The sequence below is a fragment of the Syntrophothermus sp. genome (assembly GCF_013314835.1).
Classification (GTDB): Bacteria; Bacillota; Syntrophomonadia; order Syntrophomonadales; family Syntrophothermaceae; genus Syntrophothermus; species Syntrophothermus lipocalidus.
This window is the reverse complement of record NZ_JABUEX010000054.1, coordinates 1-14588: the sequence shown is the minus strand read 5'-3', so window position 1 is coordinate 14588 and position 14588 is coordinate 1. Positions and strand designations below refer to the sequence as shown.

The 14588-nt window shown below is 46.8% G+C and carries 11 protein-coding genes and 1 pseudogene; all 12 read left to right on the top strand.

Annotated elements, in window-relative coordinates:
* Window positions 1-164: 164 nt before the first annotated feature.
* Window positions 165-587, top strand: a pseudogene (locus HPY90_RS12710) (UvrD-helicase domain-containing protein); the annotation flags it as partial.
* 24 nt (window positions 588-611) lie between these two features.
* Window positions 612-1895 carry a 3'-5' exonuclease gene (locus HPY90_RS16180; RefSeq protein ID WP_353733665.1) on the top strand — a complete coding sequence of 428 codons (1284 nt, stop codon included), beginning with the start codon at window positions 612-614 and terminating at the stop codon, window positions 1893-1895.
* Between the two features lie 19 nt (window positions 1896-1914).
* Window positions 1915-5034, top strand: a complete 3120-nt coding sequence (locus HPY90_RS12700; RefSeq protein WP_287194997.1) for a helicase-related protein — start codon at window positions 1915-1917, stop codon at window positions 5032-5034.
* Window positions 5035-5037: 3 nt separating this feature from the next.
* Window positions 5038-6825 carry an MrfA Zn-binding domain-containing protein gene (drmB, locus tag HPY90_RS12695; RefSeq protein WP_287194995.1) on the top strand — a complete coding sequence of 596 codons (1788 nt, stop codon included), beginning with the start codon at window positions 5038-5040 and terminating at the stop codon, window positions 6823-6825.
* Complete coding sequence (locus tag HPY90_RS12690; protein WP_287194993.1) at window positions 6825-8585, top strand: nuclease-related domain-containing DEAD/DEAH box helicase; 1761 nt, start codon at window positions 6825-6827, stop codon at window positions 8583-8585. Before drmB ends, HPY90_RS12690 begins: the two co-directional genes overlap by 1 nt.
* An 86-nt stretch (window positions 8586-8671) precedes the next feature.
* Window positions 8672-10066 (top strand): DNA cytosine methyltransferase, encoded by a 1395-nt coding sequence (locus HPY90_RS12685; RefSeq protein ID WP_353733664.1) that lies wholly within the window; start codon window positions 8672-8674, stop codon window positions 10064-10066.
* A 21-nt stretch (window positions 10067-10087) separates the two neighbouring features.
* On the top strand, window positions 10088-10780 hold the full coding sequence (locus tag HPY90_RS12680) for an HhH-GPD family protein (RefSeq protein WP_287194991.1): 693 nt from the start codon (window positions 10088-10090) through the stop codon (window positions 10778-10780).
* A gap of 23 nt (window positions 10781-10803) precedes the next feature.
* Complete coding sequence (locus HPY90_RS12675) at window positions 10804-11085, top strand: hypothetical protein (protein WP_287194989.1); 282 nt, start codon at window positions 10804-10806, stop codon at window positions 11083-11085.
* 685 nt (window positions 11086-11770) lie between these two features.
* On the top strand, window positions 11771-12625 hold the full coding sequence (locus HPY90_RS12670; protein ID WP_287194987.1) for a thermonuclease family protein: 855 nt from the start codon (window positions 11771-11773) through the stop codon (window positions 12623-12625).
* A 198-nt stretch (window positions 12626-12823) separates the two neighbouring features.
* On the top strand, window positions 12824-13249 hold the full coding sequence (gene tnpA / locus HPY90_RS12665; RefSeq protein WP_287194984.1) for an IS200/IS605 family transposase: 426 nt from the start codon (window positions 12824-12826) through the stop codon (window positions 13247-13249).
* Between the two features lie 26 nt (window positions 13250-13275).
* Entirely contained in the window at window positions 13276-13665 is a 390-nt protein-coding gene (locus HPY90_RS12660) for an RNA-guided endonuclease InsQ/TnpB family protein (protein WP_287194983.1), read from the top strand.
* A 201-nt stretch (window positions 13666-13866) separates the two neighbouring features.
* Window positions 13867-14588 (top strand): RNA-guided endonuclease IscB (gene iscB / locus HPY90_RS12655; protein WP_287194999.1); only part of this gene is annotated, 722 nt, incomplete at its 3' end.

Sequence of the window (14588 nt, the reverse complement as noted above, 5' to 3'; positions counted from 1 at the left end):
TTCAATATGATGGATGCTTCAGCATCACTTTCATCTTGAAGGATTATGGATAGTATTTCTATCATGAATTGAGCTTTTTCAATTATTTTTGCACTCGACTTGACATAAGCAATTACTTTGCATAATTCAAGTTATGTAAAGCTTTACATAATGGGAAAACACATTCCCTTCTTCAAAGGCTGGAATATATGGTTGATAAAAAAAGAATGGTTGAAGCCAGCAGTATTCTGTTGCTTTGCTTTACCAGGGCTGCAGTAAGAGAAATTCGGGAACGTTTTCTGGCCAGGGTGCAGTCCGGCGAATATTCCGATGATCTGTCAAGACTGGATATACGTACTTTCGATTCTTTTGCAACCTTGGTTTTGATGGACAGGCAGATTGATTGTGCCGGCTGGGATTACGATACAAGGATTGAGAGGGTTATTAATGAAATCAAGAGCGATCCTGACATCCTGCAGGAAATGAAACATTTTATGGTTGATGAAATTCAGGACCTGGTGGGAGTCCGGGCCCGCTTGGTTCAGACTATTCTCAAAAACCGACCCTCCGGTTGCGGTTTTACTCTACTGGGTGATCCGCAGCAGGCAATATATGACTACAGTGTAAAAGATATGCCGGGGGAAATAAATTCCAGAGGTTTTCAGCAGTGGCTTCGCGATGAATACAGGGACGGGTTAAAAGAAGTCAATCTGACTGCCAACAGGCGACAGACAAGCAGGCTGGAAATTTTTTCTGCCCGGGCACGATCCCTGCTGGAAACCGAAGAACCGTTGAAAGTTCGGGAGTTTGTTGAAAGCATCAATGTATTTCCTGTGGAACGCGATTATAATAAAATTCTGCCACACGGGAGTACATCGGAAAAGGTAGCCATTCTGTGCAGGAATAACGGTGAAGTTCTGAAAATCTCCGGTGACCTGCGAAAACGGCGAATTATACATAATGTTCGAAGGCAGCACAGCAGGTGGCTCCTGCCGATCTGGGTAGCTGATTTGCTGAACGGACAGCGGCGAATACTCACCAGGGATGAACTTGCCGGGTTGAATCTGTCAGGTCAGGGGGAGACTGGAGCTCCCGACCGTCTTTTCGGGCTGCTGCAGACTCTTGCAGGAACAGACGGCCCGATTGTCGACATGGAAAAAGTCAGGCGTATCCTGACGACAGAAGCGCGGCTGCCGGACGAACTTTATGAGAGACCGCTCTCTTCACTTACCGTCAGTACCATTCACCAGGCCAAAGGACGTGAGTTTGATCGGGTATATCTGCTGGAACCACTGGATCCTGACAGAAATGAAGATCTCATGGAAGAAGCACGGGTGTATTATGTGGCTGTCACAAGGGCCCGTAGCGACTTCAGACGACTTGAACGTCCAAAAACATATACCTGGCTGACAAAGTGTGAAAGTAACCGGTGGAGGGAAGAGGGAAAATATGTGAACGGAAAAACCAGACTGGTTTCAATGGAAATCGGGCTGGAAATGGATATAGACGAGGAAAGCTTCGTGGATTGCTGCTTGCCTGGTTTCAAACCACATGAAAGGCAGCGTTATATTCGGGAGGAGGTAAAAGAAGGGGATTTTCTGGTAATAGCCCTGGTTGAGGATGAAACCGAATACTATGGTATCTACCATGGGGATAGGTTGATCGGGCGAATGTCAGACAGGTTTACATCCGGGGTTCGGGAGGTAATGAAATCAACCTATGAACGGATTAGATACCTGCAATCTGACTTTAAAATATACCTTCCACGTTGTTTTTCTGAAGTTTATGTAGAACAGATCTACTCGGTTGTCAGAAAACCAGAGACTGTAAGCCCGAGTGTGGCAGAACCTTATATGAGTAAAGGGGTCTGGTATGCTGTGAGTGTTGCGGGCATGGGAAAAGTACATTTTGACTGATATAAGGAGGCAGCAGACAGTGAATCTGGATGAATATTATCGCGCCCGGAAAATTCTGGAAGAGCTATTGCGTAAAGATCTGTATGGACCTGTGGCAGAAGATGAGGTAATCTGCGATACCTGGCTTGATGATTATTATATCTGTGGCCGGCTTTTCCCTCAGGAGACACGTGTTTCCGAGGAAGAAACGGAAAGAAGTCAGATGGGTGATGATATTGAAGGATATGAATTGCCAATAAACCTGTGTTATTCCAGCCGACCCTCCTCAATGGCCATTTCGTTTACGGTGCGAGCGGGAGTCAAAAAACTACGCGGGGAAGCCAGCTTTGCCTGGTATGTGCCTGAAGAACAGGAACAGGATGAATCAGCCCGCGAGTGGCGTAAAAGATGGCGCCGTAAAGGAAAAACCGTTCCCTTTGAGATAAACCTTGAACCGGAGCAGTGTTATCAGGTAACAGCTCTGCACCCGGGCCTGGAGTTGCGCGCTTATTTACATAAGTCTTACATCGATGGTGCACGGACGGTCACGGTTGCGATGGTTAATACCAATAAAGCAAAAATGGACCGGAATTCTAACTGTGCATCAACTTTTTTTCAGCCACGAATTGTGGTTCGGGGAGAAACGGACAATCAGGCAGTTTTTGTTGCAAAAAAGCCGCGGGTCAAATTGAAGCAGGACCCGGAGCTTCTCAACCTTGAAATGCTTTACCGGCATAATCCGACTTTTGCCACCGGGCACGGCTGCAGTGTGGACTGGAAAACTGCGGGAGATTATGCTACCGAGATCTATTCAGAATTTATTCCCGCCTGCGAAGTGCAGCAGATGGAACCCGCCCGGCACGTCAGAGCAGAGATCCTGACTTTCCGTTTTCTTGGTAACAGCTCCGTTCAGGAAGTCTGCGCCGGCCTGCAAGAAATGGCTGATTCCTACCAGCAGTGGATTACCGGACAGGAGGATATGATTGATAAACTACCGGAACGATATCGCGGAGTAGCAAAAACCAATCTGCAAAACTGCAGAGAGAGTCTGTTGCGCATCAGGACCGGAATTGACCTCCTGGCCACAGACGGTCTGGTCTGTCAGGCCTTTCAACTGATGAACCTGGCAATGATGCGCCAGCGCGAGCAACTGACAGGAAACAACTCCTCAAGTGCAGAGCATGGCTGGTACCCTTTCCAGCTTGCATTTATTCTGCAGGAAATCAGTTCGATTGCCCGTCCTGAAGATCCCTACCGGGAAATAGTGGACCTGCTCTGGTTTCCCACCGGCGGCGGCAAAACCGAGGCCTATCTGGGACTGGCCGCATTTACCATTTTCCTTCGCCGTTTACGGGCTGTACGCAAAAAACAGTCAGGTGGAGGAGTGACCATTATTATGCGCTATACGCTCCGTCTCCTCACCCTGCAGCAATTTGAACGGGCAGCAGCCCTTATATGTGCCTGCGAATTGCTTCGGCGGGAAAATCCAGGTTTGCTGGGTTATACCGAAATTGCTGCAGGTCTCTGGGTGGGTGGTGGTCTAACACCAAATCACCGGGATGAAGCAAGGAAAGTACTTCAGAAAATAGGAGAAACAGGATTCGAATCACTTGCCGAAGATGATTCCAATCCATGCCAGGTTTTCACCTGTCCCTGGTGTAAGACAGAAATAAAACCCCAGCACTATTCTGTTACTCCGGAAAGAATGATTATAATTTGTCCCCGGGAAGAATGTCCGTTCCACCGCGGGCTGCCGCTACACTTGATTGATGAAGATATTTATAATTACGGTCCGGCACTGGTGGTAAGTACAGTTGATAAATACGCCCGCATGACCTGGGAGCCGGAGGTAGGAAAACTTTTTGGCCTTGGTACCGAGTGGCGGGCACCGGAACTGATTATTCAGGATGAGCTGCACCTGATTGCGGGACCTTTGGGGACCATCGCCGGCCTCTACGAGGTAGCGGTTGACGAGTTCTGCCAGAATAACGGGATTAAGGCCAAGATTATCTCCTCAACGGCAACCGTTCGCAATGCAACCGGTCAGATCCGCAGTTTATACGGACGGGAATGCCGGCAGTTTCCCGCCCAGGGGCTTGACATCCGCGATTCCTACTTTGCCCGGGAAGCTACGGCGGAGCACAGGCCAACCCGTCGTTATCTGGGTGTTCTGGCGCCAGGAACCAGTGGGAACACCCTGATGATCCGTGTATATTCAGTACTTTTAATGGCAACGCGCTATCTTATTGAGCAGAAATTTTCAAATGAAGTTATTGATTCATTCTGGACGCTGACCGGGTATTTCAATACCCTCAAGCAGCTGGGCGGAGCAGTAATAAATATCCTGGATGACGTTCAGGGGCGTCTCAAATATCTGTTTGGAACAAAATTTAAAGAACTTTTTCCATCTAACTTTTATTCTCCAACCTATTTAAAATTCGATGAACTTACCAGCCGGAAAGCCAGTTCAGAAATTGCCGAGGTGTTGAAGAACCTTGAAATTGGCTACCCGGCTTCAGATGTGCTTGATCTAATTCTGGCATCCAGTATGCTATCAGTTGGAATCGATATTGGCCGCCTGGGGTTGATGGTGGTACAGGGACAGCCCAAATCCAATTCGGAATATATCCAGGCCACCAGCCGGGTGGGACGCAGGACTCCTGGACTGGTTGTCACCATGTATGACGCCTCCCGGAGCCGTGACCGTTCTCACTATGAACAGTTTCGGGCCTATCATGCTTCACTGTACCGGTACGTCGAGGCCACCAGCCTGACTCCGTTTGCAGACCGAGCCCGTGACCGGGCACTGCACGCTGTGCTCATCAGCCTGTGTCGCCAGCTCATACCGGGATTGCGCAGTAATGGGGCTGCCGGTCAGGTCAATGCTTTCCGCTCTCAGATAGAAGAAATTATAAATAAAATAGTTGACCGGGTCTGTCGGGTTGATGCTTCGGAAGTGGAGGCTACCCGCAGAGAGTTATATAAAGTTCTGGATGACTGGGTACAGCTTGCGGGACCGGATCTTGTATACGCGAAATACAGGGAGCAGGTAGGTTTACCGCTACTTACACACAGATTTGATGATGATGGAAATGCATTCCCAACGCTGAATTCTATGCGTGATGTTGATGTGGAATGCAAGGTATATGTGGAGGGATAAATAATGCGTTTCGCAGGAAAGAAAAAAGTACCATTAAAAGCTGGTGAATTAAGACGGAACCAGCTGATTACTACTTATGGATGCGGAGCTATTGTCAGTTTGCCGCGGGAATCGGTGATTATTGCCGGTACAGATTTCTGGAAAAATGCTGACTGCGAAAGCTACCATGTGCACGAAGAAAATTTACAGTCCTATCTTGGAGTGAGGTATTTTGTTTTACCGCCGGCAATTGACGACTATAATGGAAATTTTAAAGACCTTTGGGTTCCGGCCTTCAGGTTCCCGAAATGGATGTACTGTCCGAAATGCCGGCGGCTGGCTCCATTTCCAACATTCAACTTCGCAACCAACAAACATCCATGGTGTACCAGGTGTCGCACACGTCTGATACCTTCCCGTTTTGTGGTGGCCTGTAAGAATGGGCATCTGGATGATTTTCCCTATATCTGGTGGGTACACCGTGGTCAGGAATGCCAGGCTCCAGTATTGGAGATCAGTATGAGTTCACAAAGGTCCGGGCTGGACAGTATTATCATTACCTGCAGAAGCTGTAGCAAGAAGCGAAGTATGATGGGCAGTGTGGGTGGAAAGGGACTGGAAGAGTTCTCCTGTACAGGTTATCGTCCCTGGTTAAATGATACGGACCCTGTTCCCTGTACGGAAAGAGTACATGCTCTATTGCGCGGGGCGACGAACCTGCATTTCAGCGTCAATGCCAGTACTCTGTCAATACCTCCCTGGAGCCGGAAGATTCAATATGAGCTGGGAAAGAAATGGAGTTTTCTGGAACCATTAATAAATGATCGGTCTACATTCGAAGGAGTAGTAAAAGGTTTGCGTCTAACAGAAAAATGTTCCTGTACGGCCGAAGAACTGTGGCAACAGGCGAAATACAAACGTGATAGAGGTAAGACAGCCGGCCCCAGAACCTGGCAGGAGATTATGGAAGGAGAATACCGGGCTTTTTTGCAGGGGTCGGAAGATGAGGAAGGGCAATTCAAAACAAAGACTGTCCCGGTGCCCTCTCTGCTGAAAGATTATGTTGACCGGGTGGTACTGGCTGTACGCCTGCGGGAAGTTATGGCGCTGCTGGGGTTCAAACGGATTGAACCTGAATACGACATCGATGACCCGGCTACCTACAACCCGGTTAGCCGTGAGCGAAAGGACTGGCTCCCTGCCGTTGAATTGAAGGGCGAAGGTATCTTCATCAGACTTAAAGAAGATAAACTTGTTGAGTGGGAAAAACGACCTGCTGTCAGGGTAAGATACAGTTCTTCCAACTTTTCCGGTCACTATCTGGCACGCAAAGGGTATGGTTTTTCTCCTCGTTATGTATTACTGCATACACTGGCACATCTTCTGATCAGGCAGATAGTTCTGGATTGCGGCTATTCCAGTGCTTCCATCAAGGAAAGAATCTATTGCACGTTCTCAAATGAAGAACAGCATATAGACATGGCAGGTATTCTTCTCTATACAGCCGCCAGCGATTCGGAAGGTAGCCTTGGAGGACTTGTCCGGGAAGGACTTCCCGAACGGCTGGAGAATACTTTTCTCAGGATGATAGAAAGCGCCAGCTGGTGTTCGGAAGATCCCCTGTGTATTCAATCGCAGGGCCAGGGAATGCATGCTTTGAATCTGGCAGCCTGTCATGCGTGTACACTGCTTCCAGAAACGAGCTGTGAAAAGTGGAATTGTTACCTGGACCGAGCAGCGCTGGTCGGTGTGCTGGAAGACAGTTCTACTGGTTTTTTCAGCGAACTGCTCAATCTGGAGGATCGGAAATAATGAGCAGAATGATACCTCCGTTTTATGAAGAAAGTATAACCAGTGACGGGGAAAAAAAACTATTCAGAGCACTGCAGAATTTAAGTGATGATTTTGTGATATTACATTCACTGGGGATAGCTGAGCACCGTGAAAAGGTTTTTGGTGAGATAGATTTCGTAATTGTTTGCGAAGAAGGGATTCTCTGTCTGGAAGTTAAGGGGGGGCTGGTAAGACGTGAAAAAGGGCTCTGGTATTTTATTGATCGTTACGGGAAGGAGAACGTAAAAGCAGAAGGACCTTTTGAACAGGTTATCGGCTCAATGTACTCGTTGCGAGATCACTTGAAGAAGCACTTTGGTTCCGGTGATCCCGTGAGTAAATGTCAGTATGCCTGTGGAGTAGTGTTCCCGGATATGCCGTTTACATGTAAGGGTGTAGATATTATACCCGAGATAATTTTTGATGCCCGCAGGGCCCATGAAGATGTTGTTAATTATATTTACCAGGTTTTTAATTACTGGCGAAACCGATTAAAAGAGAAGTATGGATTTGCCGGAGGAAAATTAAACCGGAACCAGATTGACAGAATAGCTGGCTACCTGAGGGGAGATTTTGGTTTTGTTCCTTCCCTGGGTTATATTGTTGAACAGACTGACAACCGGTTACTGTTTCTTACCAGGGAACAGGCCAATCGGCTGGCAATGGCTGCTGAAAACCCGCGAATTTTATTAAAAGGTGTTGCCGGAACCGGCAAAACACTTCTGAGTCTGGAACATGCCAGACGCTGTGTTCTTACAGGAAAAAAAGTTCTTTATCTCTGTTTTAACCGTAATCTCAGCCGCTATCTTAAAATGCAGGTAAAGGATCTACAATTACAGACGGACCAGTTGCGCATCGAGACAATGCACAGCTATTTGATAGACTGCCTCAAGCAGAATGATAGACTGCCACTCCGGGAAGATGTTCCCGCGGACGAATATTACGGGCAGATTGTTCCGGAAACCTTTCTGAGAATAGTGGAGCGGGGAGATTATACGGCGGAGTATGATACTCTGATAGTAGACGAGGGGCAGGATTTGCTTCGACTGGAGTATATAATGTGTATGGACGCAATCGTCAGGGGTGGCCTGAAAGATGGAAACTGGCATATCTGTTATGACCCGAATCAAAATATTTATAATCCGAATATGGAAGCAGGGCTGGAAATGATTTATGAATACCGACCGGTAATACTTCATCTTGACACCAATTGCCGCAATACCCGGCAGATAGGCATCTACAATGTGTTGGCTACATGTATGTCCCCAGCCAGATATTTAAAGGTCGGCGGGGAGAGTGTTATTAGAAAGAGCTATACAGATTTTGCCGATGAAAGAAATCGTGTGGTCAGAGCTGTAAAAAAACTGCTTTCACAGGGGATTTTACCTGGTAAAATCTGTTTGCTCTCCAGATACCGTTTTGAAAATTCTTGTCTTCAGGGAGAAAATATCTTTCGTGGTATCTGTAGCTTTCAAAACATTACTGATCTTGATCCTGTATATATGCTCAAAGATAGCTTGAAATTTTGTACCATTCACAGTTTTAAAGGTCTTGAAGCGCCGGTAGTTTTTGTTTTGGATGTAGAAAGTTTGAAAGGTGATCATGCCCGACTGTTGAACTACACCGCTATTTCCAGGGCAACATCTTTATTGTATATTTTTTATAGAAAAGATCTGGAGGACGAATGGGATAGTATGGTGCAACAATCGGTCAGGTTACTGGACGAAATTGCGGATTGAACTGAACCTGGATAATTGATATCAAACCTTTAGCGAAGAAAAACTGATGAAAAATTCTTGCAGGCATGTTGTTTTAATTTTTTAGGATAACTTTTTCCAGGTTTATTGGGGGGATTATTCTGACTTCCTGTTATCGTGTACTGGATTTGTTTGCAGGTATAGGCGGTCTATCCTATGGTTTCGAACTGGTAAAGTCGCCGAATGGCAGACCGGCTTTTGAGCTTGTCTGTGCCGTAGAAAAAGACCATTACGCCTGTGAAACTCTCCGGGTAAATCTCAAACACCGCGGCCGTAACCCGGATGTCATTCTGGAGGCAGATCTAACCGATCCCGAAACCCACCGGGAAATTATTAAGAGGTGCCGGGGTCGTGTGGATATTATAATTGGTGGGCCTCCATGTCAGTCATTTTCTTCAATTGGAGCACGCAGTGCCGCCTGGCCTGTTCGGCAGAAATGGCTGGAGGATGATCGGGACCGGCTCTACCTGGAGTATGCAAGATTGGTGAAGGAATTAAAACCTGCGTTCCTGGTATTTGAAAACGTACAGGGAATATTGACCAAAAAAGATTCTGCAGGGAACAGGTATATTGACTTGGTGGTGCGAGCAATTAAAGATTGTGGTTATACAACCAGTTTTAGCGATCATTCAGCTGATTACATAGAACTGAATGCTGCAGATTACGGCGTTCCTCAGATTAGAGAAAGAGTATTTATTATCGCCAACCGTTTTGGAATAAATAACCCCTGTCCGAAAAAGACCCACTCTCCCGATGGAAAGGGCCTTTTGCCATACGTTACTCTGTTTGATGCAATCGGTGATTTACCATTTGTTCAGGCCCATATTACTTCTGCAGGGTTGCCGACAGAAAAAAAACAGGAAATAGCCAGTCTGAACAAATATCGTTATCGCGGGCAGGATGACATGCCGTACCACTGGGAGCAATTTTATGCCCATTATGCCAGAGTGGGGCTTCAGGGCCAGCAATTTCTGGATTTTATTAAACCTGCCAGAAGAGATGCCAGATTGACCGGTCATGTTGCCAGAGGACAACAGCAGTCCGATATTGAATTGTTTGAACGAATGCCACCTGGATGTACCTCGAAAGAAATATTTTATGGTTCTGATCCTGAACTGAAAAAACTCCGGGTGCTGATTAAGTATGATATGGAAAGTTTCCGAGATAAATACAGAAAACATTCCTGGAATAAACCCTGTACCACGGTCTTTGCACATTTGCAGAAAGATGGAAACAGATTTATTCATCCCGACAGCAGGCAGGCTCGAACATTTACCGTGCGGGAAGTCGCACGTATTCAGTCTTTTCCCGACGACTTCATCTTTACTGCACCGGGAAATGTTCGCTACAAGTATATCGGTAATGCTGTTCCTCCTTTGCTGGCAAAAGCAATTGGCCGGGCAATTTATGAAGTACTCGAGTCCTATACCATAGTGCAGGAACATTCCCTGGAAATAAGGTGAAGCTTTTTTGCAGGGTGGGCAATGGAAGGGATAATAGACAAAAAACAGCAAAAGTTTATCTGCGGGTACAATGAGATGGATATAACCACGTTTTTAATCCAGTTTTACAATGAATGCGGACGGGATTATCCCTGGCGTAATGAGCGGACTCCATTCAAGGTTTATCTGTCTGAAGTGCTTCTTCAGAGAACACGTGCTGACCAGGTAGAACCGGTGTTCCGGTATCTTGCAACCAGATACCCGGACGTTAAAACACTGTATCACGGTTTTGAAGAAGTAAAACATGCCATTCAATCACTTGGTCGAAGCTGTCGTTTGCATTATTTTAAAGCCGGTCTGGAGTATTTACTCGACAACTATAGCGGTGAAATTCCTTCTGACCGACAGAAGTTGATGGCGGTTCCCGGTATTGGAGATTATATCGCTGCAGCAATCAGAATCTTCGGTTTTGGCATTCCTGATGTAATTGTGGACACAAATGCGGTCAGGTTTTTTTGCCGGTTTTACGGATTGCAGTCAACACCAGAAACACGGCGGCGGAAGTCTTTTATTGAGCTGGTGACCCGTCACGTATCTGTCAGTAATTGTGTCGAATATTCGTATGGTTTACTGGATTTTGCAGCCAGGTTTTGCCAGCCTGTTCGTCCGCTCTGTGATATTTGCGCGTTAAAATTCCAGTGTAAAAATGGGAATATAATAAAGAAATATAATTAAATTGAAGAAAGGGGGAACGGCCCATGAGTGCGCACAATATGATGCAAAAAGTAAAAGTTATTAAACATGAAGGTACCTGGAACGACCGTCCTGCAATTTCAGTTAACTATTTGCTTGGGAAGAGCAGGATTGGCTTGAGAGTAAATGTGATGAAATGGCTTGATACAGGGGAAACCGAGATTCGTTTGATTGAAGGCGATGGACGTAATGCAGACTTTAAAGTCCATAAAACGTTAAAAATTCAAACTCACGACCAACAGGCAGTTGATGCTGTTCTTAAAGAATGGTTCCTGGAGGTTTTTTAGGGGTACATACATATCCTAACCTATTCTGACCACCCGTTCCGAATAAATTCGAACACCCCATTCCGGATAAAAGCGACCACCTATTCCGAAGCACCATCATCGAAATCAGGGATATATTGCAATGAGCGACTCTGGATGTCTAAAAACAAAGGTTTTTCTCCTTTGTTTGCGAAACTTAATTCCCAAACTGTACCACAAGTGTTTTTGTCAAGAAAAAAATGGCTCTTCCGCACTTTTGATGCCAATTAGACAAGTTTATTATGGGGCTACCCTCAACAACTTTTAATTATTGGCAAAAGCTCTGCCTGAATTACCAAAAGCAAAGCTGAATTGAACATCTTAGCCCAAGATGTATTCGCTAATCTAATAGTGAGCCAGATTGAAGGGTTTTGATCACATTGCATATTCCAACCCATTTCGACCACCTGTTCCGAGTGAACTCGACCACTAATTCCGAAGCAAAGCGACCACCTATTCCGAAGGAAGCCGACCACTGTTTCCGAACGAAGCCAACCAATTTTGCCCAACTGGTTGGAATTGGTGGTCGCCATCATCGGAATCAGTGATATAGCACAATGAGCGACGCTGGACACCAATAATAAAGGTTTTTCTCCTTCGTTCGCGAATTTAATGCCCAAACTTTACCACAAGGAGCGAAGGAGATATGCCAGCAAGGAGGTTGTCTATGCGTAAGATTAAAGAAATCCTTAGATTGCATGCCATGGGTTTAGGCATACGGCAAATCGCCCGCAGGACGGCGGCCTTGTTCTTGATGCTTAGTCTATTGACTTCGGTTGTGCTGTCAGGCTGCGGCAGCAGTTCCAGTACAACTTCTGCGCCACAGCAAAATCCCCCAGGCACTCAGCAGAGTGCGGCAGAGCCGGCGAAAGCAGACAGCCCCGGCCAGCCTGCAAGTCCGGTCAAGGTTGCATCAGCAACAGTCACCAGCGTGGCCGACGGCGACACCCTGCACGTAAAAATAAATGGCAGGGAAGAAAAGGTGCGTCTTATCGGCGTCAATACGCCCGAAATTGCCCACCCGGACCTGGGAATTAAGGAACAGCCCTACGGGAAAGAGGCGGCGGCCTACACGCAGAAAAGGTTGACCGGCAAGCAGGTTTACCTGGAGCTGGATGTTGGCGAGAGAGACAAATATGGCCGAATACTGGCTTATGTGTGGCTGGAACAGCCGAAAAGCGATAGTGAAACCGAAGTGAGGGCCAAGATGTACAACGCCGAACTGCTGTTGAACGGCTACGCCCAGGTGATGACTGTCCCGCCCAACGTGAAGTACGCGGATACGTTTGTCAAGTTCCAACAGGAGGCCAGAGACGCAGGCAAAGGTCTGTGGGGCGCGACTGTTTCTGGCACCAAAACAAGCGGCACCGGGAAATACATTGGCAACTCCAGCTCGAAGAAATTCCATCTGCCCACCTGCGAGTGGGCGCAGAAGATAAGCCTAAAAAATCGGATAGAGTTTACGACGCGGGAAGAAGCGGTGAAAGCCGGCTATGAACCGTGCAAGGTGTGCCGGCCATAAAAATAAATGAAAGGGCGCGTAGTTGATTTTTTTATCGGTGCCTCTAAATTTCTATCGAAATCCGCCCAGAGGACTCCCGCCTCTACAGGCGGGTGGTGAATGGGCGGCCGGACGATAGCCCGGCAATTTTTGTTATAATTTACCAAAAGTTGTTGCAAAATATAATCAGTAGCTAATTAACAAAGCCTTGGTGTGACTATGAAACTGGACAGCAATTATCATTCAGTGTTTAAGCTAACATATCACTTTGTCCTGGTGATCAAGTACCGCCGCAAGGTGATCAATGACCAGATTGCTTCACGCATCAGGGAAATCGGCGAACATATCGCTCCAAACTACAACATCACATTCCTGGAGTTCAACCACGACCGCGACCATGTGCACATACTCTTCAGCGCTCACCCCAAAAGTGTACTGTCCAGGTACATCAACGCCTTCAAGAGCGCTTCATCCAGGCTTATTAAAAAAGAGTTTCCGGAAATCAGAAAATGCCTCTGGAAGGAGTGTTTCTGGTCCCGGAGTTTTTGCCTCTTGACTACCGGGGGAGCACCAATTGAAGTAATAAAAAAATACATCGAGTCTCAGGGTGAAAAGAAATGTACATTGTTCACCGGTTCCACATAGAGCCAACCAAAGAGCAGGAGCAAAAGTTGTTTCAGACACTCACGCTCTGCCGTTGGTTATATAATGCCGCCCTCGAACAGAGGGAAATTTGTTACCGCCAGAGAGGTAAATCACCCTCCTGCACATCGCAGAAGAATGAACTTCCAGCGTTAAAGAAAGAATTTCCAGAATACAAGCAGGTCAACGCCCAGGTCCTGCAGGACTGCCTCCAGAGGCTGGATAGCGCCTTTCGTCGGTTTTTCAGCGGCTTGGCCGGGTATCCCCACTACAAGGACCAGAACCACTACCGCTCTTTCACCTACCCCCAAGCGGACAAACAGAACCATTTCAAAAAGCCCGGCTATATTTACCTGCCCAAGATTGGGTATGTGAAGGTCAACTACCCCGGACTGAAGTCCGAGGCTTGTAACCTCTAGTTGACTAGCCTCAGCTACCAGCTAATGCTGACGGGGCTACGTTAGGCAGGTTAAGACACCCTGGAGTGCGCGCCCAAGCTCCAGGCTCTGTCGCATAGGTCTAAACAACTCTGAGGGGTAGGAGTAGTGGTCTATGCCTGACAAGCCTGCCTAACATTGGCGATGAGCAACTAACTCCGAAAGGAGGAACACTTTTTGTTAGTGTTCGTATTAAACAAGCATGGCAAACCTCTAATGCCATGCAGACCTTCAAAAGTAAGAAAATTGCTTAAAACAGGCAAAGCCAAGGTAATAAAAAGAACACCGTTTACTATCCAGCTTCTCTATGGAAGCAGTGGCTACAAACAGCCTGTAAGCCTTGGAATTGATGCTGGGAGCAAGGTAATTGGACTGTCGGCTACTACCGAAAAGAGCGTCCTGTTTGAAGCAGAAGTTGAATTGCGAAACGACATAGTAAAACTGCTGGCAGACAGGAAAGAAACCAGGAGAAGCAGGAGATACCGCAAAACCCGTTATCGCAAGGCAAGATTCTTAAATCGGAAAAGACCTAAAGGCTGGCTGGCTCCTTCTGTTCAAAATAAGATTAACACTCATCTCAAGGTAATAGCTATGGTGTATAAGATTTTGCCAGTTTCCAGTATCACAATGGAAGTTGCTAGCTTTGACATTCAGAAGATTAAAAATCCTGAAGTATCTGGTGTTCAGTATCAACAGGGAGAGCAATTAGGATTCTGGAACGTTAGGGAATATGTATTATGGCGGGACAATTACCAATGTCAAGGCAGGAAAGGTTGTCGTCCGTGTCAAGATCTAGTAGGTATCTCCACAAAAATTTTTTCCGCTATGAGACCTCACCGTTCAAAACATCAGCATCAAGGCAGCGGCCTTGACAGCCACCCCACAGGTGGTCAAATATTGGCACC

Bases quoted from the DNA above. Each gene is read 5' to 3' on its own strand.
- HPY90_RS12690 (WP_287194993.1), top strand. From the start codon at position 6,825: ATGAGCAGAATGATACCTCCGTTTTATGAAGAAAGTATAACCAGTGAC.
- HPY90_RS12670 (WP_287194987.1), top strand. From the start codon at position 11,771: ATGCGTAAGATTAAAGAAATCCTTAGATTGCATGCCATGGGTTTAGGC.
- HPY90_RS12675 (WP_287194989.1), top strand. From the start codon at position 10,804: ATGAGTGCGCACAATATGATGCAAAAAGTAAAAGTTATTAAACATGAA.
- HPY90_RS12680 (WP_287194991.1), top strand. From the start codon at position 10,088: ATGGAAGGGATAATAGACAAAAAACAGCAAAAGTTTATCTGCGGGTAC.
- HPY90_RS16180 (WP_353733665.1), top strand. From the start codon at position 612: ATGCCGGGGGAAATAAATTCCAGAGGTTTTCAGCAGTGGCTTCGCGAT.
- tnpA (WP_287194984.1), top strand. From the start codon at position 12,824: ATGAAACTGGACAGCAATTATCATTCAGTGTTTAAGCTAACATATCAC.
- drmB (WP_287194995.1), top strand. From the start codon at position 5,038: ATGCGTTTCGCAGGAAAGAAAAAAGTACCATTAAAAGCTGGTGAATTA.